Genomic DNA, 22,746 nt, shown 5'->3' with positions numbered 1-22,746 from the left:
TTTTTATTAAGCGCCTTTTACGGCATGCAGGAGAAACTCCCGATTGCCATCGCCGCCGGTAATCGGGCTCTCCTGCCAGTGGCGTATGGTAAATCCGCAGGCGTGACAGGTGCTGCGAATATTGGCTTCAACGTCGTTAAAACGGCTAGCGTCACGCACCACGCCGCGCTTATCGAGAGCTTCTGCGTTCAGCTCAAACTGAGGTTTAACCAGCGAAATCAATTGCCCCTCCAGCGGCAGCAGAGTAGCAATTTCAGGCAGAATCAGCGTTTGCGAGATAAATGACACATCCATAATGGCGCTATCGATGGGTTGGACGGCAAGCAAGTTTTTTAGTGCTTCATCGCTGCTCATGTAGCGCGCATTTAATCCTTCCAGGCACGTCACCCGTGGGTCGCCACGTAGCTCGGAGGCCAACTGCCCATGGCCAACTTCTATACCAATGACATGGCGGGCGCCAAAGCGCAGGGCGCAGTCGGTGAAGCCGCCAGTGGATTGACCAATATCAAGAATTACATGGTCGTCAAAGCGCAACTGTAACGTGGTAAGCACCGCTTCCAACTTTAAACCAGCGCGGGATACATAGCGCTCTTCGGGGTCATCTTCCACCTCAAAGCGTGTATTATCGGGCCACTTTTCAGACGCCTTGGTGAGCGGTTTGCCATCAGCAGCGAGGCGAACCCGGCCGTGGCGAATAAGCCGCTGGGCGCGGGTACGCGAATTGGCCAGCCCTTGGCTGACCAATAGTTGATCGAGTCGCATCATAATGATTAAGAGTGTCGTTAATAGGGCGGCTTATTCTGCATCCGGTGGGGCGTTAGGGCCTTGATCAGCCTGTAGTTCAACAGGCGGTAAACGCGATGCTCCCCAGCTACGGTGGAGGTAATATTTCACATTTTCCAGCTCTTCATCGGTGACAGAGACTACTTCACCGCGTTCGAGTGGGTCGTAATGATAAATATACAGCCGCGATGCAAAGCGCTCGAATGGTAGTGATGCTTCACCAAAGCGTTCACCGTTACCCGATGTGCTGACAATGACGCCGTCGCCCCAATCCTGACCGCTATCGTTGTTGGGGTTATAAAAATAAACCCGCATAACGTCAGACGGGTCGAGGGAGGCCCGCAAAATGGTGATCGCGTGCCAGCCAATAAAGCGTGCTGCGCTATCGGTGACCGCAATGCCCGCCGGCTGGGGGTGAATCAGCGGTTGGTTGCCATTGTAGTAGGGGTGATAGCTGGCGTAGAAGTGGCGTACAAAATCATCCACATCGCTTAGTTGCCCAGTGGCCACATCGACATTGATGCGGAAGCCGCGTCCTGACCACCAACCATGAAATTCAGGATTCACCCAGCGGTGAGGGTCACCCTCACGACCAATACAACGTCGGCCCATTTCGGCATAAATGCGATCAAGGTGTGGCACGACAATCAGCGACACGGGATCTAAATCCATCGGCAGTTCAGTCGCAACGCCAGAAAGGCTCTCCATCGATGAGATGGCCTGACCCTCGAAATGCATGATGAGTTCGTCATCACGCGCTGCCCACGCCACCATCTGCAGCAGGTAGTCCGGATCATTGTAGGCCCACATGGAAAGGGCGCGTGCCGATTGGCAGGTAGGGTTATTACCCTGTCCAACGCCCAATGGCAGACCCAACATGCATAGTACGCCTTCAATCAGCCGTGCACGGGGAGAGACAGTGTCGCCATAGGCGATAGTGAGTCGTGACTGCGCCCACTCTGAGAGCGGCAGATTAAGCTGACGCCACATGGCCGGTGCCACCGGCGGCTGATAAAGAATGCCGCGTTCGAGCATTAGCGCAAGGCCATAGACTGCCTGCGACGTAGCAGGATAAACCCCACCACGAATCAACGCTTGAACCAGCTCACGGTAGCAGAGTAAGCAATCACGCCCGGTAGACGACAAGCCCAACGCTTCAGAGAGTAAATGGTCACCCTCTTCAAGCAGGTGGCGTAGCAACACGGCGTGGTAGGGCGAAACTAGCCCGGTATCGTGCATCGCTCTGGCAAAACCCGTGGATTCAGCCTGCAGCGCCGCCTGATCCATATGCTCCAATCGATCACGATAGACATCGACACCAGGATCTTCTCGGCAGGCCTGAGTGGGCCCGTAAAGCGAGCTGACCAAACGGTCGGCGCCTTGGCCACTGGCGCCAAGATCAATCGCCGGGTTGGCTTGGCACAGCGCTATTTGAGTGATCATCTGTTTGATCGAGTCAACCTGGATGGGACGCTGCTTTAAAATGCGCCAAATCTCATCAATCAGTTGATCGACGATATGTTCGTAGCCGATTCGATCCGCTAAGTGCTGGAAAAGCTGGCGAGGAATGGTCGCCAGGCGCCCCTGGGTTTCCCGCTCCGCCTCACTGGGCGGTAAAAATAGCAGCCATAAATTAATGGCCATGACCTGAGTCAGGTAATGGTGCGCATGCTCTGCAGAAACCAGCGGGTGTACAAAATCGCCTTTAGCGACAGAGAGCAGTCGCAGCTCGCTTAATGACTCAATAACGACCACGTTGGCATCTGCGCTTTTCAGCGAGAAAGTCGTCAAAGTAGGTACCAAGTATTGGGGGGTTTCCCAATCGGAACCTAAAAATACACCGGCGTTCTCGAACGCTTGCGCGCGTGATTCCAGTGCTTCACAACCGCCATCCTGAAGTAATATTCGCCGCGCAGTATCCATTACTCGCGGCAGCTTGGCGGGCTTTGAGAAGGCGGGCGCCTGCGTAAGCAGGCGCACGGCGTCATCAAATTTGCTCAACAATCCATTGAGCTTGCTATCTTCTTGAGAAGACGTCACTTGATCTGTCTCCACGGTGACTCCTTATCCCAGCGTTAGCAGGGATTATACATAGAAGTCGAGGTCTTCTTGGCGTTTTAATAGGTCGCGTATGGTATGCGCATCCTCGCCTTTAAAGTAGACCAGACCCCAATGGGTACCAAACGCGGTGCGTTTAGTAACGGTTTCTTCTACTGGTGAGGTTAGCTCATGAGACTCAAAGTAGGGGTGATCTTCGGTCTCTTCGGGAATTTCCAAACGGCTGACCACACGACGGCGTGGGTAAACGCCAAAGCAACCGGCAAAGCCATCGGCATCGACCACTTCTTTGGGAAAAAACTTGGCCACTTCTTCTTTCGTGGTTTTCGGGTCGAACACTAGCATTGACGCTTGATAAGCATTAAAGCCGTAAACACGTTCTAACAGTTCAAAAACTTTAAAACCGGGCGGACGATACGCCACTTCGCCAAAGTACATCTCACCATCGCTGGTGACAAAGTATTCGGGGTGGATCAAACCAAACTCAATGTCGAATGCCTTGATCAACTTTTCAATTTGTTGAGTGATCTGTTCGCGGTATATCTCAAGCTCTGGAGACGCAGGCACAAATACAGAGTAACCCAGCGTTACATATTCTGAGATGTTCAAGAAGGCGATTTTGCCATCATGAACCCACGCTTCAACAGCAAACTCCCAGCCGTCCAGGTGTGATTCCATCAGTACCGGGAACTCTTCGTCCGGGATGGTATCCACTTCATCCGGTGTACGAATAACACGGTGGCCCAGGCAGCCCGCTTTATCGAAGGCTTTGAGGTGAATGGGGTCGTTGGGGTCACCATCCAGCTTAAGCAGCGTCTGGTTAACGCGTTTCAAAAAGCGCACCACGTCTTCTTTATCGTGGGCTTCTTCAAAGATACCGACGCGGATACCGCCTAACTGGGCCCGGCGCTTCATTAACGCCTTGTCGCGAAGCAGTAGCGATTGACCATAAATACGTGGATTATCAAGTAGTACGGAGTTGATGGCCCCAGCCCACTCTACGGTTTCTTCATAGAGAGGGATCGCGACATCAACACCCTTTTCTTTGAGTGTCTCGGCGATTTCCATTGAGCGGTCATTAAGACGCTCGAAATTCCAAGGCACATAGGGAATGTCGTGTTTTTGGCAATACTCTTCGGCCCAGTCAGGTGCAACGACAATGTAGCGACGGTCAAAATTCTCAGCCGCTTCAATCGCATTGAGGCTCCACCCGAGCAGAGCGATATAGCCCTTATTTGGATCCTTTTGCATGTTGATGACTCCTACTTGGTGAGTGAATAGAATTGCCAAACCACCCAGCACACCATACACGAGGGCGGCTGGTGCGGCTAATAAGCCCATTATCCGCAGCATTAACGCAGCGTTCGCTAAAGGCTTAGCGTAAAGTCGTAGCGGTAGGAATATGGTAAGCTAGTCGGTTCAACTTAATGTACAAATGGCAAGAGGAATAGGCCAAGATGGCGGCCAAGCCGATCTACCGTGTGGTGGTTCACCAGCAGGGTGAAATTTGGGATTTATACGTCCGAGAAATCTTTCAGAGCGAACTTTGGGGCTTTATTGAAGTCGAGGAGTTTGTCTTTGACGATGCTTCACGGGTAGTCGTCGACCCTGCGACTGAAAAATTGCAGCGAACCTTTGATGGTGTCAAACGTAGCTACCTACCGTTAAATGCTATTGTGCGCATTGATGAAGTAGAGCGTGAAGGCCCATTGAAGGCGGTTAAAACGGATGCCCGGGTAGCAGAGTTCCCCCGTCCCTTTTCGTTGCCACCGCGCGGAGAAGGGTAAGCGTATGAGACAAGCGCACCGCTAAGTTAGGCGATAAGCGCTGTTGGCTTCGTCCGCCTTGCAGCGTTTTAAATCAGGACATGATGTCATGCAGGTAAATAAAATTCGTTTTCGATATTACGCCGCTGCGGCCGGCGTTTTACTAAGTGTGGCGAGCATTAATGCTAACGCCCAATCCGATAATCAGGCATGGGTGACCGACGAGTTAAGTACCTACGTGCGCAGTGGTCCGACGGATGGTTATCGTATTATTGGTACGCTAAATGCTGGCGAACAGGTGGAAGTACTTGAAACCAGTGGCAATTATACCCGCGTTCGCAATAGCGATGGCAATGCGGTCTGGGTATTGAGTGATGAGCTGCAGGAAACACCCAGTGCCGTTGAGCAGTTACCCGCGTTAGAGGCGCAGGTCGAAGAGTTAACGGCTGAGCTTGAAGGCATCAATGAATCCTGGGAACAGCGTGTTTCTTCAATGACCGAAACTCTTGAGGTTCGTGAGCGGCGTATTGCCGAGCTTGAAGCGAGTAATCAAGAGCTGGACAGTCAGGCTGAGCAGTCACGCCAGCAGGTAAGAGGGCTTCAGGCGCGCTTAGAAACCCAGGAAGAAGATCTTTTGATGCGCTACTTTATGTACGGCGGTGGTGTGGCTGGCGCGGGCTTGTTGGTTGGTTTGATTGTGCCGCACCTACCACGTCGGCGTAAAAAGCGTGACCGTTGGTTTTAATAGCGCGATCAACGACAAGGTAGCAAAAAATGAGTGATCAATGGCGCAAGCGCTGGCAAGAAGGGCGCATTGGTTTTCACCTGCGGCAGGCGCACCCGGCACTACTGCGTCATTGGGGCTCTCTTGGTGTTGCCAAACGCACCAAGGTACTTGTACCGCTGTGTGGCAAGAGTCTGGATATGCGCTGGCTGGCTGATGAAGGATATCCGGTATTGGGTATTGAGTTTGCCCCAGAAGCCATTGAGCAGTTTTTGGCTCAGCGCAGTACCTCAGTATCACGATATCGCCAGGCAGGGTTCAATGTCTCCCGTCAAGGTAATGTCGAACTCTGGTGTGGGGACTTTTTTCATCTACATATTCAGCAGGCAGCAGAAATTGGGGCGTTTTATGATCGCGCTTCACTGATAGCGCTGCCGCCAGCAACCCGTCAGCGCTATGCTTTCCATCTTGCTCAACTGGTACCGCCCGGTGCCAAAGGTCTGCTGATTAGTTTGGCCCACAACGAGGGTGATGCTGGGCCTCCCTATAGTGTCCCCGCCAGCGAAATTGAAAGCCTGTTCGCCCCTAATTTCACGTTAACATTTCTAGAGCAGGGCAACCCCGATGAACGCGGCTACACGGAGAGCGTGTGGGCGCTGGAACGACGCGGGCCGCGCCTCTAAGTGTTTAGAGGGGCAGCCCGCATGTGTGCGGCTTGTGCGAAGGAGATAGCTTAGCGGGCGAGCAATTGGCCCAGTTCAGGGTCGCTAAAAGCACGGTTCATACCATCGCTAAGTAGATCGCTCAGCATGCGTGCATTACTGTCGGCGTCGGGTTTAAGCGCATAACCCTGTGTACGGCGCGATGTGTAAGTGCCGGTATAAGTAGTGCCCTTGTTTTGCGCGATAGCGCGGAAGACACCTTCAAGACGCGCTTCGTCTACCAACGGCTGGCCGCTCTCGCCACGCGCGTAATTCAGGCTGGCAAGTTCCAGCGTCAAACTCGGACGCCCCTCGGCTTGCTCAGTCGTGGGCGTAAAGCCCATATCGCTAACGGCGCGCTCTGCTTCTTGCTGTAAGCGCGGAATTAATTCGTGGCTGCTCACGGTGATATGCGCGGTGGACATTCCGCCGCCAGCACGATTGCCAATAATATCGCTTTCGCGCCCATCCTGAGCAATTACCGTGACTTGCTGGCCAGAGCCAACCTGAGGCACCTGGGCGCTGCGTTCAGGGCTGAGTTGCAGGTACTGCGGGCTAGTACAACCGGCTAGCCAGGCGCTGGCAAGCAGAACACCTGAAATCCGTAAAAAGTGACGCCGAAGCATAGTCTTCCTCCGCTATGGCTAAAAGGCCAGTATAACGCGGCTAGCGCGCTGACGGTATGTTCTGGCGTTGCGGCTTTGCCAACGATGGCAAAGGGTTGCTGGATCGCTTCGCTGCTGGCAGCTACTGGTCCTAATTTTTTACAGTCCTGAATGCAAAATAGGCACCGCTATGACGTATACAGATCTGTTTGAAAACGACGATATGAAGTTGATTAATCTGCTCCCATGGGATGGGGCGGCTTATTACCACGGCAAAATCCTGGATACAGTCACAGCGGCTATGTATTTAGATAAATGCATAAGCGAATTAAGCTGGGAGCATGATCGCACGTTTATTTACGGCAAAGAGATTGTTACAAAGAGGAAAATAGCCTGGTATGCAGACAAGCCGATTTCCTATACCTACTCCGGCTACACAAAAATGGCGTTAGTGTGGCCGGACTTTTTGCGTGATCTTAAACAGGTTGTGGAGAGCCACTGCAAAGAGGGCTTTAATTCGTGCCTGGGTAATTATTACAGCTCCGGTGAGGAAGGCATGAGCTGGCACAGTGATGCCGAAAAAGACCTTGTTGAAAATGGGGCAATCGGGGCGTTGACCCTAGGCGGCGAAAGGAAATTCTCGTTTAAACATAAACAAACAGGGGAGAGTGTGTCGCTTACTCTAGAGCACGGCAGTCTGTTGATTATGAAAGGTACTACACAGCAAAACTGGCTACATAGCCTGCCTAAAACCAAAAAAAGTATCGAGCCGCGGGTGAGCCTAACGTTTAGGCAAATGCGCTTTTGAGCTAATCCGAGTAGTTATTAACGCAAGCCACCCCTGGGCGGGGCGGCTATTGAAACGTCATGCGACGCGTGTCTGCTCCGTCGTTTTCTCAGTGACTTTGGGGAAGCGACGCCAGTGGCGCGGGTGAGCAAACAAGCGCTGCCCACGGCGTAGCGCCAAGTGTTCAAAGTCAGTGTGGCGCACGGTAGCCAGCCACGGCTGGGCCAGCCAGTCGGCTTCTAGCTCCACGCGTACTTCGGCACCTACCGGGGAGATCGCTGTGATGGTAACCGGCAAGTGGCTCTCTGAGGTGGGCTGCTCGGTTAAGCGTACTTCATGCGGGCGCAGCAACAGCTCTTCATGACCATCGGGCAGATCAACGTGCCAATAGGCATCGCCGCAGGTCAATACGCCGTTACTCACTTTGCCTTCCAGGTGGTTGACATCGCCTAAAAATTCAAACACAAAGCGATTTGCTGGCGTGCGGTAGAGCTCGTCGGGGGTGTCGATCTGCTCTATACGGCCATTGCTCATTACCACGACGCGGTCGGAAAGCTCCAGTGCCTCTTCCTGATCGTGAGTTACAAAGACGCTGGTGAAATTGAGCTCATCATGCAGATGACGCAGCCAGCGGCGAAGCTCCTGGCGTACTTTGGCATCAAGGGCACCAAACGGTTCGTCCAAGAGCAATACTTCAGGCTCCACCGCTAAGGCGCGGGCCAACGACACGCGCTGCTGCTGGCCGCCCGAAAGCTGGGCAGGGTAGCGGTTGGCAAGATGCTCCAGCTTGACCATTTCAAGCAGCCTGAACACCCGTGCACGAATCTCACCGCTGCTGGGGCGGCGTTTGCGCGAGAGCACGGTCAAGCCAAACGCCACGTTATCGTAAACGCTCATATGGCGGAACAGCGCATAGTGCTGGAAGACAAAGCCAATCCGCCGGTCGCGAACATGTACATTGGTCACGTCGCGGTCGCCAAACAGAATTTTACCCGGTTGGGTGGTACGGTCGGCATTTTCCAATCCGGCGATAATCCGCAGCAGGGTGGTTTTGCCTGAACCCGAAGGGCCGAGCAGGCCGACCAGCTCACCTTCATGAATATCCAGATTGATGGGCTCTAATGCCTGGGTATTGCCGAAGTGCTTAGCGATGTTGTGTAAGCGAATGCTCATGCAAATGCCTCCCGGCGCGCTGCGCGCCATTCCAGCCCGGCCTTCGCGGCGAGCGTCAATAGGGCAATGAATGCGAGTAAGGCCGCGCAGGCAAAAGCCCCTACGGCGTTGTAATCCTGATAAAGCTGCTCAAGGTGCAGTGGCAGTGTATTGGTCTGGCCGCGAATGGCACCTGAGACCACCGAAACGGCACCGAATTCGCCGACTGCACGAGCATTGGTGAGGATGACGCCATACAGTAGTGCCCAGCGAATGTTGGGTAGCGTGACGCGACGAAATGTCGTCCAACCGGAAGCGCCAAGCGTCACGGCCGCTTCTTCTTCACGCGAGCCTTGAGCCTGCATCAGCGGAATCAATTCCCGGGCCACGAAAGGGCAGGTCACAAAAATAGTCACCATCAGAATACCCGGCCAGGCAAACATCAACTGAATATCGTGGCCATCCAGCCACGTGCCGATCCAGCCGTTGCGCCCATACAGCAGCAAGTAAATCAGACCTGCCACCACAGGTGAGACCGCAAAGGGAATATCGATCAGGGTCTGTAAAATGCGTCGCCCGGGAAAGCTGAAGCGTGTTACCAGCCACGCCAGCGCTACACCAAACACCAAGCACACCGGGATAGTGAGTAGCGCTATCATCAGCGTTAAGCCAATCGCATGCAGCGTGAAGGTATTACTTACATTGGTCCAGAAGACCATGACGCCCTGAGAAAATGCCTGAGCAAAAATAGCGACCAATGGTAGCAACAAAAAAAGTGCTGACAGCACTAGGGCGGCACCTATCAGCAGACGCCGGATAACCGGTGCATCACCAATTCGACGCATTACCCCTTACCTCCATGCAGGCGGCGTACAAAACGTCCCTGCCAAATATTGATAGCCAGTAGCAGCGCCAGCGATACGAACAGCACGACCGAGGCAATCGCCGATGCGCCCGCATAGTCGTATTCTTGCAGTTTGACGAAGATCATCAGCGCGGTGATCTCGGTTTCATAAGGCATATTGCCAGCGATAAAAATGATCGCGCCGAACTCGCCTAGTGAGCGCACAAACGCAAGCCCGGTCCCGGTCACCAAGGCAGGCCAGATATGCGGCAAGATCACACGACGAAAGGCGACACCGTCAGTTGCCCCTAGTGACATGGCGGCTTCATCAACTTCGGCGGGCAAGTCTTCCAACACTGGTTGAACGGTGCGCACTACAAACGGAATACTGGTAAAGGCCATGGCTAGTGCAATGCCCACCCAGGTATAGGCGACCTGAAAACCAAGCGGTTCAAGCAGTTGGCCCATCCAGCCGCTGCTGGCGTAAAGCGTTGCCAAGGTAATGCCTGCCACCGCGGTGGGCAACGCAAAGGGCAGATCCATCAAGGCATCCAGTAAGCGCTTGCCAGGGAACTCGTAGCGCACCAGCACCCAGGCCAATAACAGGCCAAAGATGGCATTGATAATGGCCGCGACGGCTGCCGCGCCAATGGTCACCATATAGCTTGCGACCACACGACCTTCAGTGATAATCGCCCAGTATTCGGCGAAGCTAAGCCCCGCTAACTGGCCGAACAGGCCGGTAATCGGTAAGAGCAGCACCAGCGAAATAAACAGCACGCTGATACCCATAGAAAGGCCAAAACCCGGCAGCACGCGTGTGCTGCCGGTTCGCCAAGTGGCAAGTTGACTCATAGTTCAGGCTGGCTCATAGGTGAATATTAGCGGCGCTGTAACTGGTCGAGAAGGCCGCCGCTGCCGAAGTGAGTTTCCATTGCTTCATCCCAGCTACCAAACACGTCGTCTACCTCGAGTAATTCGGTCTCCGGGAACTCGTCGGCAAACTCTTCGACCACGGCTTCGTTATGCACCCGGTAGTTGAAGCCCGCGAGTAGGCGCTGAGTCTCTTCGGTGTAGAGGTACTCAAGATAGCTCTGGGCCAAGTCGCTGTTGCCGTTGCGCTCAGCGTTTTCGCCGACAACAGCAACGGGGAATTCGGCTAGGATACTGACAGGCGGCACGATCACTTCGTAATCGTCGCTGCCGTACTCGCTACGAATATTGTTAACTTCAGACTCGAAGCTAATCAGTACATCGCCAATTTCTCGCTCAATAAAGCTGGTCGTCGCGCCACGGCCGCCGGTATCAAATACCGCCACATTGGCTAAAAAGGTGCTCATGAACTCTTCGATTTGCTCTTCATCGCCATCAAATTCGTTCTCGGCAAAGCCCCAAGCGGCTAAATAGGTGTAGCGGCCATTACCCGAGGTTTTCGGGTTAGGGAAGACCACTTCTACGTCTTCTTGGACTAGATCGTCCCAGCTTTCGATGCCTTTGGGGTTGCCTTTACGCACCAGGAAAGCGGTAGTGGAGTAGTAGGGCGAAGCATTGTTCTCAAATGCGTCTTGCCAATCTTCTGCTACCAGCCCGGCATCCGCGAGTACTTGCACGTCGGTCACCTGGTTAAAGGTCACTACATCGGCACGTAGGCCCTGCAAGATGGCGCGTGCTTGTGCAGAAGAGCCGCCGTGAGACTGGCTAATGGCAATTTCTTCACCGTGCTCTTCCTGCCACCACGCTTGAAACTCAGGGTTGATCGCGGCAAACAGCTCGCGAGCGATATCGTAGGACGAATTGAGCAGCTCCCGCTCCTGGGCAACGGCGGAACCGCTGACCGTAACGCCCATGGCAATGGCTATCAGGCTGCGGCGGAAAATTGTCGGCAATGTCATCGTTAACTCCTTAAATTAGTAAGCGCATAGGATCGCCAAAAAGTAGTGTCGCAATAGCCGCAAGGTTAAAGCTATCAATGTGGAATTACAATCATGTTTTATATTCTATTTAAGAATATGCCTGTGATGACTATGCTCAGCCGCTCTTAGGCCGCAGATACGTGGTTCTAGTAAGCGGCTCTGATAAGATAGATGTTTGGCTTTGCTCTTTAGCCTGTGCTCGCAGGCATAGGGGTCGCTACTCTCGTCTACTGTTTACTCTTCAGGAATGGAATATGACCGCTGCGCATGATTTTCTCATTGCCCCCTCTATTTTATCAGCTGATTTTGCCCGGTTGGGTGAAGAGGTGGATAACGTGCTGGCTGCAGGCGCCGATGTGGTGCACTTCGATGTAATGGATAATCACTATGTGCCTAACCTCACGATTGGCCCCATGGTGTGCAAAGCGCTGCGTAAGCACGGCGTAACGGCGCCCATTGATGTGCATTTGATGGTCAAGCCGGTCGACCGCATGATCAGCGACTTTATCGAGGCAGGCGCCAGCTACATCACCTTTCACCCTGAAGCCTCTGAGCACGTTGACCGTTCGCTGCAGTTGATCCGCGATGGTGGCTGTAAGGCTGGTTTAGTGTTTAATCCCGCGACGCCGCTCTCTTATCTTGACTACGTGATGGATAAAGTCGATATGGTACTGCTGATGAGCGTTAACCCAGGCTTTGGTGGCCAGTCATTTATTCCTGGTACGCTAAACAAGTTGCGCGAGGCACGGGCGCGCATTGATGCATCACACTATGATATCCGCTTGGAAATCGACGGCGGAGTAAAAGTGGACAACATCGCCGAGATTGCCGCCGCTGGCGCCGATACCTTTGTAGCAGGCTCCGCTATTTTCAGTGCCCACCAAGCCAGCGACCCGCACGGTTACGACACAGTACTCAAACAACTGCGGGCGGCGCTAGCGACGGCTTAATACTGCGTTTCAAGCGAAAATTAACGGGGTGTTTGTTTAGTGTAATTTCATGCGCGGTTTTAAATACTTATTAAGTTTATCCACCAGCCATGACAGCCCCGTTTTTGTCGCCCCATGAATAGAGAGCTGATGCGTACGATATAACGAAGCGTACGCTTGGCGTGCCAGCCAGCCTTCCAAAAACAGACCTTTGGAGGCTCCGCTACGCATCAAATTACCTACTGCATCGTAGCGCGCCAGTGAGACCAGTGAGCCATGATCACGGTAGCGAAAATCCTGCAGTGGCTTATCGTCGAGTAGGTTAACCAGGTTTTTGGCTAATAACTTGGCTTGTTGATGCGCCGCTTGAGCGCGAGGCGGCACGGTACCCTCGTCTCCCATCGGGCAACTGGCGCAGTCGCCAAGTGCGAATATTTTTTCATCGTCGACACTTTGCAGGCTACGTTTCACTTCGATCTGATTTTTCTTGTTAGTCGTCAGGCCAAGTTCGGTTAGAAATGGCGGCGCTTTAATACCCGCTGCCCACACATTAATATCCGTCTGGATCTCCTCACCGTTGTCGGTAATCAGCCGATGCGCTTGTGCTTCCTTGATCGCCGTATCGGTATGAACAGTGACGCCCATTTTCTCAAGCTCTGTTTTAACGGTCTGGCTGACCCGTTCAGAAAGCCCAGGCAGCAAGCGCGGCGCAGCTTCTAGCAAGTGCACGCTAATGTGCTGATGATCTATCGCCGTTACGCCATAGGCATTGAGCATACGCGAGGCATCAAATAGCTCGGCGGCAAGCTCTACCCCTGTTGCGCCGCCGCCCACAATGCCAATAGTCAACTGAGTATGCTGGCGCAGGGTGGGGTCGGTATAGCGCAGGAAGGTATTGATCATATCGCGCTGAAACGCTTTGGCCTGCTGGGGCGAATCAATAAAGTGGCAGTGCTCGGCGACGCCGGGCGTGCCGAAGTCATTGGAGACACTACCCAACGCCATCACTAAGTAGTCATAGGTTAACTCGCGTGCAGGCAGTACCTCAGCGCCGTCTTCGTCTTTAACGGGGGCTAAACGTAGGACTTGCTGCTGGCGATCCACACCCGTCAGCGAACCACGTTGATAACGGTAGAAGTGAGCAGACGAATGTCCGCGATAATCCACCTCGTCCATACTGGAATTAAGCACACCGGTCGCCAGTTCATGGAGCAAAGGCTTCCAAACGTGGGTGGTGTTACGATCCAGCAACACAATCTCTGCGCGTTTACGCTTGCCTAATGTATGCCCTAGCCGCGTAGCGAGAGCTAGCCCACCCGCGCCACCGCCGACAATCACAATCCTGGGTATGGCCATCATTATCTCCTTGGCTAAGTTAGCTCCAGCATAGAAGCTTCTTACGCTTCTGACTAATGCGAAGGTTTACCTTGAACAGGTAAGATAGTTTTCTAAACACGATGAGGCAGAGGGCAGTGACGGTGCATTCCATACGATTTACAGAACGATATTCAGGACTACATTCGGCACTGCAGGGTAAACGGCTGATTGCGTTCGACTTGGATGGCACGTTGATTGATTCGGTACCAGATCTTGCCGCTGCGGTGGCGCATGCTCTAAAGGCGCTTGATCTACGCCAGCCAAGCGAAGCCGAGGTGCGTGATTGGGTCGGCAATGGGGCGCCGGTATTAGTCGAAAGAGCCCTAACCTGGGCGTTACAGACACCGCCCACGCCCGCACTCCAGCAGCGCGGCTATTATGCTTTTATGGACTACTATGGCGCCGCGCCCCATGCTCTCACAACACTCTACCCAGGCGTTCAGCAAGCGCTTCAGGGGCTGCACCAGCAAGGAATGACACTGGTACTGATCACCAATAAGCCTGAGCGTTTTATTGAGCCGCTTTTACAGCACTTTGAACTGTTGGACTATTTTACACTCTGGGTGGGCGGTGATTCACTGGCTGAAAAAAAGCCTCATCCATTGCCGCTACTGCATGCTGCCCGCACGTACCAAATTCCAGCCGCTGAGTGTGTGATGGTGGGTGATTCCCGGCATGATATTGCTGCTGGTAAAGCGGCAGGCTTTACTACCGTAGCGTTACCGTACGGCTACAACCACGGCGAGCCAATCGAAGAGAGTCACCCTGATCTAGTGCTCTCTTCGTTAACAGAATTGCTGACAACCACCTCCCAGACGACAAAAGCGATTGAGTAATGGCAAAGGGCTGATTACTCGGCCGTTGCACCACCTAAAGCGGTATGCAGTACCTCCGCGTTATGACGGAGCATGGTCGAATAGTTGGCAGCTGGGCCATCTGCGCGACTCAGTGAATCAACATACAGCGGCCCTGCGAGTGGAATTGAAGTCTCCCGAGCTAAAGCATCCATATGAATACTGGGTGTCGTGCTTTCAAAAAAGAGTGCCGAGGGACGTTTTGCAGCAAGTTGCTCGCTCATTTTGGCCATTGCCTGGGCACTGCCTTGGGTCTCATGATTAACGCCCCATATTCCCTGGGCTTGAAATGAGAAAGCACGTGCGAAATAACCAAAGCTTGCTTCACTAGTGATTAGTGTGCGGTTGGTTTGAGGGATACCATCGAGCCGCTCTTTCACCTCTGAGCTCAGAGTAGTCAGCGCTTTGCGAGCTTCTTCGGCGCGCGCATAAAACACATCTGCCTGCTTGGGCAGGTGCTCGGCCAGCGTGGCGGCAATCACATCAATGTAAGCGGCGGCGCCGGCGGGGTCCATCCACATGTGCGGATCTGGTTCGCCTTTATATTGCCCGGTCGAGATCATCAGCGGCGCGTAGTCGGCCTTTTTCGCCACTTCCACGAGGGTTAACTGATCGTCTGACATCGCTTCAATATGACGAATCCAAGGCTCTAAGCCCAACCCGTTATAAAAGACGATATGGGTCTCTTCTAACGCAAGCACATTGGGGGGTGTTAACTCCCAGCGGTGAACGTCTTCACCCACAGGAACAATTACATTGACGCTGACCGCGTCTCCTGCCACCCGTTTGACCAACTCCTCCATGACTGAAAACGAGGCAATAACGCGTAGCGTTGTGTTGGCATAGGCTGGCGCAGTGCTGATCAATGCGACAAATAAGAGCGTACACATCCAGGTAACCCGCTTTGTCATCTTACGCTCCTAACTTAATTGTAAACTAACGTAAATGTCGGTAGATAATAAAGACTGCGGTGGTTCGTTGCTAGTACCAATCTTCGGGCAGGTCGAGCGAGGTAAGGTATAAGGTTGGATTTCCTCTAAAGGAAAGTGCCACTATGCTTAATAGTCTTACACTCCTAAGCATAGCGTGCCTGATGACTGAACGAACGGTTTCTTCTGTGCGCCGCTGGTGAGTCCCATTTATGGGGCGGTTCGTAAGCTCGCTGGGGGAGCTTCTGATCATTACTGCCCGGCGCGGCACTTAACCCCTGCAACGCAGCGCCCGGTTGCGGTATCATCAAGTCATTAGTGGTTTCATCTGTGATCTGAATGACGCAACGGAGTAAGTGGGGCAATGGCGCAAGCTCAGTCGGGGCAGAAACTGTCAGCGCAGAATCAGCCAGCGCGTAAAGTGGTGATGATAGACAATTACGACAGTTTCACGTTTAACATCGTCCAGTACCTGGGCGAGCTGGGCGCGAAAGTAATCACTTACCTTAATGACGACATCACTATTGAGCAGATTGAAGCACTGGCGCCGACGCACTTGGTGGTATCGCCGGGGCCGTGCACGCCTAACGAGGCAGGTATCTCCATGGCCGCCATCGAACATTTTGCTGGCAAGCTACCTATTTTAGGTGTCTGCCTGGGCCATCAGGCGATTGGGCAGGTCTTTGGTGGCAAGGTCGTGCGCGCCCCACAGGTCATGCACGGCAAAACCTCTGCTGTACTACACGCGAACCAAGGTGTATTTGAAGGGTTGGATAACCCTGTTGAGGTTACCCGGTATCACTCTCTGGTCGTCGATAAAGCGAGCCTGCCTGACTGTTTGGAAGTCACTGCCTGGACAGGCGATGACGACGTTACTCCCGGCTTAGTCATGGGGTTTCGTCACTGCGAGCTGGATATTGAAGGGGTGCAGTTTCACCCCGAGTCGATTCTTACCCGCCAAGGCCATGAGCTATTGGCCAATTTTTTAAAACGCGGCTGATGGCCGGTTTCACACGCTTTTTTAGGGGCCCCTCTGCTCATGCAAATGCGAGACGCGATTAATGCGGTGATGCGCCGCGAAGACCTCTCTTTCGATGCCATGCACGCCTTGATGCGCCAAATCATGACCGGCGATGCTTCTGACGCGCAAATCGGTGGCCTGCTGGTGGGCCTTGCCATGAAGGGCGAAAGCGCCGTTGAAATCAGCGCTGCTGCCCAGGTCATGCGCGAGCTGATGAAGCGCGTTGAGCTGCATGCTGAAAACGTTGTCGATATTGTCGGCACCGGTGGCGATGGCGCGAACCTGTTCAATGTTTCCACCGCTGCCAGTTTTGTTGCCGCTGCCGCTGGCGCACACGTGGCCAAGCACGGTAACCGCAGCGTTTCGTCGTCATCCGGTAGTGCAGACTTATTTGATGTGGCGGGTATTTACCTGGATCTTAAGCCTGACCAGGTAGCGCGCTGCATCGAGCAGGTGGGCGTTGGCTTTATGTTTGCCCCTAATCATCACCCGGCCATGCGCTATGCGATTGGGCCCCGCCGTGAAATGGGCGTGCGCACGCTGTTTAATATTCTAGGGCCGTTAACTAATCCCGCTGGCGCCCCCAATCAGGTGCTGGGTGTTTACGCCGCAGAATTGGTGCCGCTCATGGCCGAAGTGCTTAAAACCTTGGGTAGCCGTCATGTGATGGTGGTCCATTCAGACGATGGTTTGGATGAAATCTCCCTGGCAGGCCCCACCTTAGTCGCCGAGCTAAAAGAGGGTGAGATTACCCAGTACACCATTACACCCGAAGAGCAGGGCATTGAGCGCCAGAGCTTGGCAACACTGAAAGCCAATAGCGCCGAAGATAGCCTGCGCTTGGTCAAGGCAGCGCTTTCCGGTGAAGGCGCCGCCGCCGATATGGTCGCGCTAAACGCCGGGGCCGCACTTTATTGTTCGGGCGTGGCGGATACCTTAAAAGAGGGGGTGATGGTGGCCCAGGACGCGCAAGCCTCCAAGCTGCCGCTCGAAAAATTGAAAGAGCTTTCGCACTTCACCAGCGTTTTTAAGCAGTAGGTTCTTAAACAAGATAAGTTTTAAAAAAAGAGATCAACATGACTCAACAGGCAACGCCAACTATTTTAACGCGCATTCTGGCTCGCAAAGATCAAGAAGTGGCTGAGCGTCGCCAAGCGGTCTCAGAATCAGACCTGCTCGCGCTAGGAGAGAAGCAGAGCGCCCCGCGTGGCTTTATTGAAGCGCTTAATACGCGCATCGCAACGGGTGATCCGGCGATTATCGCCGAGGTGAAAAAAGCCTCTCCCTCGAAAGGCGTTATTCGTGAAGAGTTTCACCCGTCCGATATCGCCAAAAGCTATACGCAAGGGGGCGCTGCCTGTCTATCGGTGCTCACCGATGCCGACTTCTTCCAGGGCCACGAAGACTACCTGATTGCCGCGCGGGATGTCTGCACGCTGCCGGTGATCCGCAAAGACTTTATCACCCATGGCTATCAGGTCTGTGAAGCCCGGGCGATTGGATCGGACTGTATTCTGCTGATCGTTGCCGCTCTGGATGATGCACAGCTGCGCGACCTGCATCAGCAGGCCAATCAGCTAGGAATGGATGTATTGGTCGAGGTACACGACGCCGAGGAGCTTGAGCGCGCCCTGGCGCTGGATCTAAAACTGGTCGGCATCAACAACCGCAACCTGCATACCTTTGAAACCAGCCTGAATACGACCCTGGATCTGCTGCCGCGCATTCCTGAGGGCGTCACGGTGATTACCGAATCGGGTATTCATACCCGCGATGACGTTGAGCTAATGCGTGACCACAACGTTAACGGTTTTCTGGTTGGCGAAGTCTTTATGCGCGAAAGCGATCCAGGGTTGGCACTTAAGCGGTTATTCTTTTAACTCCGCAACTTTTTAGCTCGCCGACCGTTTGGTTTTCCAACTGAGCACGGCAACGGTAAGCGCTGGCAAGAAGGTAACGGTGACAATCGCCGTGCCGAGCAGCCCAAATAGCACAATGGCACCGACGCCGCGGTAAAGCTCGGTGCCTTCCCCGGGTAGAAATACCAGCGGCGAAAGCCCGCACAGGGTGGTAAGAGTCGTCATGGCAATCGGCCGTAAGCGACTCTCTACCGCCTGTTGAATGGCTTCCCGCACCCCCATGCTCGCCGTGCGCAGATTCTCTCTCGCTTGATGAACCACCAGTATCGGGTTGTTGACCACCGTCCCCATCAGAATCAAGAATCCCAACATGGTGATCATATCAAACGGCTGACTGATGGCATTTAAGCCAATTTTCGGCAGCTGAGCGCCCACGGTATTCATCAGCCATAGCCCCACAATCCCCCCAGCGGCGCCTAACGGAATAGTGGCGAGGATAAGCAGCGGGTAACCCCAGTGGGCAAAAATCGCTACCAGCAGCAGATACACAATCGCCAACGCGATTAACGCATTGCCGGTAAGCGCTTGGCGGGTGGCGTCTAATTGATCACCCGCGCCGGTCACGCTGACATTAATGTTGGCGGGTATGACGCCCTCATCGCGCAGTGGGTCGATCACCTCGCGCTGCATCCGTTCGATACCGGCTTCCAGCGCCACGCTGCGGGGTGGAATAACGTCCAGCGTGACGCTGCGGCGTCCGTCTACCCGCCGCAGCGTAGCCGTACCCACCGTCTCGCGAATTTCGGCGAGGGTATTGAGAGGAACGCTTACCCCTGAGGGTGTATAGATGGGCAGGGTGGCAAGAGCATCCAGGTCGATATCGCCCGCCTCGGGGCCATAGCCGTAAAGGTCGATTTTCTCGTCGTCGAGATAGAAGTCATCCAGGTAGGCGCCGTTGGTCAGCACCGCGACGGTGGTGCCCAGGGCGCTGGTATCCAGGCCGACTTCTGCGGCGCGCTCCCAATTGGGGTACACCTCAATCAGCGGCTGGCCAAGATCCAGAGCGGAGGGGCGCGACTGAATGCGTGGGTTGTCGAAAACGTCTTGCGCGCGCTGATAAATCCCATTGGCGGTAGTGTAGAGTTCGTTGAGATCGTTGCCAGCAATATCCAAAGTGATACTGCGCGTTCCGCCGTCATTGCTGGAGATAATCGAGCCACGGGCGGCGAAGGCGCGCATGTCTGGGTATTTCTCAAAGCGCCGGGTGAGGGCGTCCATCAAGGCTTCAATATGGGTGGGGTCGATGGTTTCCGCAATGATCCGTAGGCTTTGGGCTTCGGCTTGAATGCCCATGGTACGAATCGGCGGGATGTCGGTATCGCCGCTCTCGAAGTCCTCTGGATCAGCGCCCACATGGGGCTCCAGTTTTTGCTGCAGCGTTTGCGCAATGGCATCCATGGTGGCCAGGTTGTAACTCGCCGGGGCGTTCATGCTGGCAAAGGTTTTGGCCTCTTCGCCTTCGGGCAGGTACTCGGCCGGGGGCGTCAGCCAGACAAAAATGCCGATACCCCCCACAATGCCCAGCACGATAGCGAGAAAGCGCCGGGAAGCCGTGCGAATCATGCCATCAACCACCCACAGGCAGCCGCGTACCCAGCGCGGCGATGACGTTGAAGCGCTCTCCTTACCACGAAAATCGATATGCGCGCCCAGGGTGGGAATAACGGTAATGGCGACTACCATGGAGACAATAATCGACGTAGAGATGGCCACCGCAATATCGGAGTAGAGCTGCCCGGCTTCCTGCTGAATAAAGAAGATGGGCACAAAGACTAAAATAGTGGTCAGCGTTGAGGCCAGCACCGCGGGCCATACTTGCTTGACGCCCTCGAGAGCCGCTTCAAAGCGCGCCAAACCACGGCGGCGCTGGGTCTCAATACTCTCCAGCACGACGATGGTGTTGTCTATCGTCATGCCAATGGCGAAAGCGACACCCGCCAGCGAAATAACGTTGAGCGTGCGCCCTGCCAGCAGCAGGCCTAAAAAGGCAGCGATGGTGCAGATAGGGATGCCGATGACCCCGGCCACGGTGGCGCGGGCAGAGCGCAGGAAGGCGTACATCACCAGGGTGGCAAACAGCGCACCCAGGCCCAGGTTAACCCAGACATTAGCAATCGACGACTCCACGTAGCGCACGTCGTCGCTGGAGAGCGTCATGCGCATACCCTGCTCGGCTAGCAGGCCATCATTAAGTGACGCGACTTCGTCGAGCATGGCGCGCTTGATATCGATCACATTGGCGCCCGGCTCCCGGCGCACCTGCACGCTCAATACCGGCTGTCCATCCGAGCTGTAAGCGCGAGAAGTGAGTTCGGCGTAGGATTGGCGTACTTCAGCCACATCGCTTAGCCGGGTGACCGCGTCGCCGTCGCGGATAAGGATCAGCGCTTCAAGGCTTTCAACATCCTCAAAACGGCCTACGGTACGCAGCAGGTAGCGGCGTTTGCCGCTCTCTAGGTTACCGCCAGAGACATCCTGATTGCGGGCCTGAAGGGCGGCCTGAATATCAGCGATACTCAGTTCGCGGGCGACTAGCGCTTCGGGGGCGATCAGCAGCTGCATTTGCCGCTCGGCACCACCGGAAACCGTGACTTCCGATACGCCAGCAACGCTCTCCAGGCGCGGGCGGACGTTATCTTCCAGGTAGTCGCGCATGGCGGGCATATCGAGCTGACGCGGGTTGCCTTCCCGTGGGCCAACGTTAAAGTACATAAAGGCGTTAGCGGAAAAAGAGTTAGCGACGATGCGCGGCTGGTCGACGTTGTTGGGGTAGGAGGGCACCTGGCTTAGCGCGTTATTAACCCGAATCAAGGTTTCGGTAAGATCGACGCCAAACGGGAACTCCAGCTCGATTTCGGCGCTGCCACTACTGGCGGTGGACTCCATGCGCTGCAGGTTGGGCACATTACGCAGGAACTCCTCTTGTTCGATCAGGATATCCTTTTCAATATCCTGCGGCGTGGCACCCGGCCACTGGGTCTCGATGCCCACAACGCGGGTTTCCAGGTCGGGGATCATCTGTACAGGGATGCGCCAGATGGCGGCGATCCCCAGAATCAACAGGATCAGCGTAATAACGCTAACCAAGATGCCGTGACGAATAATGGCGGCAAACATACGCGGGTATCGCTCCTTTAGTCGTCGCTCAGGGACACTGTTTGCCCCTCTTCAAGCCGCTCATTACCGACGACGATAACGCGGTCTCCCGCTGATAGGCCTTCATTAACGGCGACCTCTCCCTGGTAGCTGCTGCCGATCTCAACCCGCTGCTCGAACGCCTGCCAAATATCATCGCTCTGGCGGGCTAGCCAAACGCTGACGCTGCCATCCGGACGGCGAATGAGTGCATCCCGCGGCACGCTGGGCCCGCTTTCGCCGTTAAGCTGCAATCGGCCTTCCACGGCCATACCCGGGAGCATCTCCAGTGGTGTTTCCGGCGCCGCGCGAAGCAGAAACTGCCTTGAGCTGGCATCAAGAGGAATACGCGCGAGGGTGCGTGCCGGGTGCCATTGATCGCTGCCTTCTAAGCGCACCTCTAACTGGGAGCCCTCAAAGCGTTGATAGGCGGATAGCGGCACCGAGAAATCTAAACGAAGAGACGCTAGATCGACCAAGGTAAGCAGGGTATCGCCAGGGTTGACCCACTCACCGACATTGCTCTCCCGGTGGGTGACCATACCGTCGAAGGGCGCGCGTATTTGGTGACGCTCGAGCTGCAGCTGGGCCAAGCTGTAGTCGGCTCGGCGCGCTTCAAGGGTGGCCTGGGCCGCCGCCAAAGCGCTTTCACGCTGGCGGCGCTCGCTGGCGGCAAAGTTTTGCGCCGAGAGCTGGTTGGCTTCGCTCACTAGGCGCTGCGCTTCGTCACGTTCGGCTTCGGCCTGGGCTAGATCCGCGCGGGCGCGCTGGCTTTCCAAGCTAATATCGCGGGTATCCAGTGAGAGTAGCGGCTGGCCTTGAGTGACTGTGTCGCCCATTTCAACCGTTAGCTCGCTGACCTGCCCCGTTTCAGCGCTAGACAGCTGGGAAGTTTGTGGGGCGCTGACGCTGCCGGTAAGCGGCAGTACCTCAATCCGCGGAGAGTCAGCCACCAACTGCGTCTCAACACGGTTTTCCTGAGCGATAGCGAGGGATGCTAGGCTCAGGGTTAGAACAGCGCCTGCGCCTAGGCGAGCCAGGGAGGAAAGTAGAAACAACAAGGTAGCTCCTGATAAATAGGAAACCTCTGATTAACTATTGCGCTTGCCCATACGGCGTTAAAAACCACCTCAAAATGCTCATTTACAATTCGTAAACTCCGCTTTTTCGTTGATTTTTGCCTTGTCTGGCCTGCGCTCATTACGTTAATAAGAGGCTCCCTGCAGTCAATGAACAGCGTGACAGCTTT

21 protein-coding genes are annotated in these 22,746 nt (G+C 54.7%); 9 read left to right on the top strand and 12 right to left on the bottom strand.

All coding sequences use genetic code 11. The features are described 5' to 3' along the window. Positions 1–6: 6 nt before the first annotated feature. The 3 genes from ACWI0H_RS14045 to ACWI0H_RS14035 are packed head-to-tail and all read right to left on the bottom strand — an operon-like array spanning position 7 to position 4,092. Positions 7–765 carry a TlyA family RNA methyltransferase gene (locus ACWI0H_RS14045; protein WP_485873743.1) on the bottom strand — a complete coding sequence of 253 codons (759 nt, stop codon included), beginning with the start codon at positions 763–765 and terminating at the stop codon, positions 7–9. A gap of 30 nt (positions 766–795) precedes the next feature. Continuing rightward, entirely contained in the window at positions 796–2,838 is a 2,043-nt protein-coding gene (locus tag ACWI0H_RS14040) for a hypothetical protein (protein WP_485873742.1), read from the bottom strand. A 30-nt stretch (positions 2,839–2,868) separates the two neighbouring features. Beyond that, a complete protein-coding gene (locus ACWI0H_RS14035; protein WP_176304553.1) occupies positions 2,869–4,092 on the bottom strand; it encodes an ATP-grasp domain-containing protein in 1,224 nt (407 codons plus the stop codon). 206 nt (positions 4,093–4,298) lie between these two features. On the opposite strand from ACWI0H_RS14035, the gene ACWI0H_RS14030 reads away from it, so the two are divergent. From ACWI0H_RS14030 to ACWI0H_RS14020, 3 genes are all read left to right on the top strand, one after another. Then, the gene (locus ACWI0H_RS14030) at positions 4,299–4,628 is read left to right on the top strand and encodes a DUF1820 family protein (RefSeq protein ID WP_008959579.1); all 330 of its coding nucleotides are present in this window, start codon (positions 4,299–4,301) and stop codon (positions 4,626–4,628) included. An 88-nt stretch (positions 4,629–4,716) separates the two neighbouring features. Continuing rightward, positions 4,717–5,352, top strand: a complete 636-nt coding sequence (locus ACWI0H_RS14025) for a TIGR04211 family SH3 domain-containing protein (protein ID WP_485873741.1) — start codon at positions 4,717–4,719, stop codon at positions 5,350–5,352. 29 nt (positions 5,353–5,381) lie between these two features. Beyond that, positions 5,382–6,014, top strand: coding sequence for a class I SAM-dependent methyltransferase (locus ACWI0H_RS14020; RefSeq protein WP_101147853.1), 633 nt, complete (start codon positions 5,382–5,384; stop codon positions 6,012–6,014). Positions 6,015–6,064: 50 nt separating this feature from the next. Here the strand turns inward: ACWI0H_RS14020 and ACWI0H_RS14015 are convergent, their stop codons facing one another. Beyond that, complete coding sequence (locus tag ACWI0H_RS14015) at positions 6,065–6,658, bottom strand: YajG family lipoprotein (protein ID WP_008959576.1); 594 nt, start codon at positions 6,656–6,658, stop codon at positions 6,065–6,067. Between the two features lie 202 nt (positions 6,659–6,860). Here ACWI0H_RS14015 and ACWI0H_RS14010 point away from each other — a divergent pair, with 202 nt between their 5' ends. Further along, positions 6,861–7,445, top strand: coding sequence for an alpha-ketoglutarate-dependent dioxygenase AlkB family protein (locus tag ACWI0H_RS14010; protein ID WP_232774968.1), 585 nt, complete (start codon positions 6,861–6,863; stop codon positions 7,443–7,445). A gap of 57 nt (positions 7,446–7,502) precedes the next feature. Here the strand turns inward: ACWI0H_RS14010 and ACWI0H_RS14005 are convergent, their stop codons facing one another. From ACWI0H_RS14005 to cysP, 4 genes are read right to left on the bottom strand one after another with little or no spacing between them, the layout of a single operon-like run. Further along, a complete protein-coding gene (locus ACWI0H_RS14005; RefSeq protein ID WP_008959573.1) occupies positions 7,503–8,597 on the bottom strand; it encodes a sulfate/molybdate ABC transporter ATP-binding protein in 1,095 nt (364 codons plus the stop codon). After that, positions 8,594–9,421 carry a sulfate ABC transporter permease subunit CysW gene (cysW, locus tag ACWI0H_RS14000; RefSeq protein ID WP_101147855.1) on the bottom strand — a complete coding sequence of 276 codons (828 nt, stop codon included), beginning with the start codon at positions 9,419–9,421 and terminating at the stop codon, positions 8,594–8,596. The genes ACWI0H_RS14005 and cysW overlap by 4 nt, the downstream gene beginning before the upstream one ends. Then, positions 9,421–10,275, bottom strand: a complete 855-nt coding sequence (gene cysT, locus ACWI0H_RS13995) for a sulfate ABC transporter permease subunit CysT (RefSeq protein ID WP_101147856.1) — start codon at positions 10,273–10,275, stop codon at positions 9,421–9,423. Before cysT ends, cysW begins: the two co-directional genes overlap by 1 nt. A 26-nt stretch (positions 10,276–10,301) precedes the next feature. Further along, positions 10,302–11,312 (bottom strand): thiosulfate ABC transporter substrate-binding protein CysP, encoded by a 1,011-nt coding sequence (cysP, locus tag ACWI0H_RS13990; RefSeq protein ID WP_101147857.1) that lies wholly within the window; start codon positions 11,310–11,312, stop codon positions 10,302–10,304. Positions 11,313–11,587: 275 nt separating this feature from the next. Here cysP and rpe point away from each other — a divergent pair, with 275 nt between their 5' ends. Further along, positions 11,588–12,283 carry a ribulose-phosphate 3-epimerase gene (gene rpe, locus ACWI0H_RS13985; RefSeq protein ID WP_101147858.1) on the top strand — a complete coding sequence of 232 codons (696 nt, stop codon included), beginning with the start codon at positions 11,588–11,590 and terminating at the stop codon, positions 12,281–12,283. A 36-nt stretch (positions 12,284–12,319) separates the two neighbouring features. Here rpe and ACWI0H_RS13980 read toward each other — a convergent pair whose 3' ends face one another. Beyond that, positions 12,320–13,618, bottom strand: coding sequence for an NAD(P)/FAD-dependent oxidoreductase (locus tag ACWI0H_RS13980; protein WP_176304548.1), 1,299 nt, complete (start codon positions 13,616–13,618; stop codon positions 12,320–12,322). Between the two features lie 101 nt (positions 13,619–13,719). Between ACWI0H_RS13980 and ACWI0H_RS13975 the strand changes: the two genes are divergently transcribed. Next, a complete protein-coding gene (locus tag ACWI0H_RS13975) occupies positions 13,720–14,475 on the top strand; it encodes a phosphoglycolate phosphatase (protein WP_339885432.1) in 756 nt (251 codons plus the stop codon). A gap of 14 nt (positions 14,476–14,489) precedes the next feature. Here the strand turns inward: ACWI0H_RS13975 and ACWI0H_RS13970 are convergent, their stop codons facing one another. Further along, complete coding sequence (locus ACWI0H_RS13970) at positions 14,490–15,404, bottom strand: metal ABC transporter substrate-binding protein (RefSeq protein WP_176304546.1); 915 nt, start codon at positions 15,402–15,404, stop codon at positions 14,490–14,492. Positions 15,405–15,786: 382 nt separating this feature from the next. On the opposite strand from ACWI0H_RS13970, the gene ACWI0H_RS13965 reads away from it, so the two are divergent. From ACWI0H_RS13965 to trpC, 3 genes are read left to right on the top strand one after another with little or no spacing between them, the layout of a single operon-like run. Next, a complete protein-coding gene (locus tag ACWI0H_RS13965) occupies positions 15,787–16,422 on the top strand; it encodes an anthranilate synthase component II (protein WP_176304545.1) in 636 nt (211 codons plus the stop codon). A 39-nt stretch (positions 16,423–16,461) separates the two neighbouring features. After that, the gene (trpD, locus tag ACWI0H_RS13960; protein ID WP_485873740.1) at positions 16,462–17,481 is read left to right on the top strand and encodes an anthranilate phosphoribosyltransferase; all 1,020 of its coding nucleotides are present in this window, start codon (positions 16,462–16,464) and stop codon (positions 17,479–17,481) included. A gap of 38 nt (positions 17,482–17,519) precedes the next feature. Next, positions 17,520–18,323 carry an indole-3-glycerol phosphate synthase TrpC gene (gene trpC / locus ACWI0H_RS13955; RefSeq protein WP_485873739.1) on the top strand — a complete coding sequence of 268 codons (804 nt, stop codon included), beginning with the start codon at positions 17,520–17,522 and terminating at the stop codon, positions 18,321–18,323. A 12-nt stretch (positions 18,324–18,335) separates the two neighbouring features. On the opposite strand, the gene ACWI0H_RS13950 is transcribed toward trpC, so the two are convergent. Both ACWI0H_RS13950 and ACWI0H_RS13945 read right to left on the bottom strand, forming a co-directional pair. Beyond that, on the bottom strand, positions 18,336–21,479 hold the full coding sequence (locus ACWI0H_RS13950; RefSeq protein ID WP_485873738.1) for an efflux RND transporter permease subunit: 3,144 nt from the start codon (positions 21,477–21,479) through the stop codon (positions 18,336–18,338). A 17-nt stretch (positions 21,480–21,496) separates the two neighbouring features. Beyond that, positions 21,497–22,558: an efflux RND transporter periplasmic adaptor subunit gene (locus tag ACWI0H_RS13945; protein WP_485873737.1), complete on the bottom strand. Its 1,062-nt coding sequence runs from the start codon at positions 22,556–22,558 to the stop codon at positions 21,497–21,499. Positions 22,559–22,746 lie beyond the last annotated feature (188 nt).

The organism is Halomonas sp. NYA30 (assembly GCF_976980765.1).
This window is presented reverse-complemented; position numbering and strand designations above follow the sequence as displayed.

Excerpts from the sequence above, each read along its gene's own strand:
- cysP (WP_101147857.1), bottom strand. The coding sequence starts at position 11,312 with ATGACATTGCCGACAATTTTCCGCCGCAGCCTGATAGCCATTGCCATG.
- ACWI0H_RS14030 (WP_008959579.1), top strand. The coding sequence starts at position 4,299 with ATGGCGGCCAAGCCGATCTACCGTGTGGTGGTTCACCAGCAGGGTGAA.
- ACWI0H_RS13965 (WP_176304545.1), top strand. The coding sequence starts at position 15,787 with ATGGCGCAAGCTCAGTCGGGGCAGAAACTGTCAGCGCAGAATCAGCCA.
- ACWI0H_RS14035 (WP_176304553.1), bottom strand. The coding sequence starts at position 4,092 with ATGCAAAAGGATCCAAATAAGGGCTATATCGCTCTGCTCGGGTGGAGC.
- cysW (WP_101147855.1), bottom strand. The coding sequence starts at position 9,421 with ATGCGTCGAATTGGTGATGCACCGGTTATCCGGCGTCTGCTGATAGGT.
- cysT (WP_101147856.1), bottom strand. The coding sequence starts at position 10,275 with ATGAGTCAACTTGCCACTTGGCGAACCGGCAGCACACGCGTGCTGCCG.
- ACWI0H_RS14010 (WP_232774968.1), top strand. The coding sequence starts at position 6,861 with ATGAAGTTGATTAATCTGCTCCCATGGGATGGGGCGGCTTATTACCAC.
- ACWI0H_RS13980 (WP_176304548.1), bottom strand. The coding sequence starts at position 13,618 with ATGGCCATACCCAGGATTGTGATTGTCGGCGGTGGCGCGGGTGGGCTA.
- ACWI0H_RS13970 (WP_176304546.1), bottom strand. The coding sequence starts at position 15,404 with ATGACAAAGCGGGTTACCTGGATGTGTACGCTCTTATTTGTCGCATTG.
- ACWI0H_RS13975 (WP_339885432.1), top strand. The coding sequence starts at position 13,720 with ATGAGGCAGAGGGCAGTGACGGTGCATTCCATACGATTTACAGAACGA.
- rpe (WP_101147858.1), top strand. The coding sequence starts at position 11,588 with ATGACCGCTGCGCATGATTTTCTCATTGCCCCCTCTATTTTATCAGCT.
- ACWI0H_RS13950 (WP_485873738.1), bottom strand. The coding sequence starts at position 21,479 with ATGTTTGCCGCCATTATTCGTCACGGCATCTTGGTTAGCGTTATTACG.
- trpD (WP_485873740.1), top strand. The coding sequence starts at position 16,462 with ATGCAAATGCGAGACGCGATTAATGCGGTGATGCGCCGCGAAGACCTC.
- trpC (WP_485873739.1), top strand. The coding sequence starts at position 17,520 with ATGACTCAACAGGCAACGCCAACTATTTTAACGCGCATTCTGGCTCGC.
- ACWI0H_RS14025 (WP_485873741.1), top strand. The coding sequence starts at position 4,717 with ATGCAGGTAAATAAAATTCGTTTTCGATATTACGCCGCTGCGGCCGGC.
- ACWI0H_RS14045 (WP_485873743.1), bottom strand. The coding sequence starts at position 765 with ATGATGCGACTCGATCAACTATTGGTCAGCCAAGGGCTGGCCAATTCG.
- ACWI0H_RS14015 (WP_008959576.1), bottom strand. The coding sequence starts at position 6,658 with ATGCTTCGGCGTCACTTTTTACGGATTTCAGGTGTTCTGCTTGCCAGC.
- ACWI0H_RS14020 (WP_101147853.1), top strand. The coding sequence starts at position 5,382 with ATGAGTGATCAATGGCGCAAGCGCTGGCAAGAAGGGCGCATTGGTTTT.
- ACWI0H_RS14005 (WP_008959573.1), bottom strand. The coding sequence starts at position 8,597 with ATGAGCATTCGCTTACACAACATCGCTAAGCACTTCGGCAATACCCAG.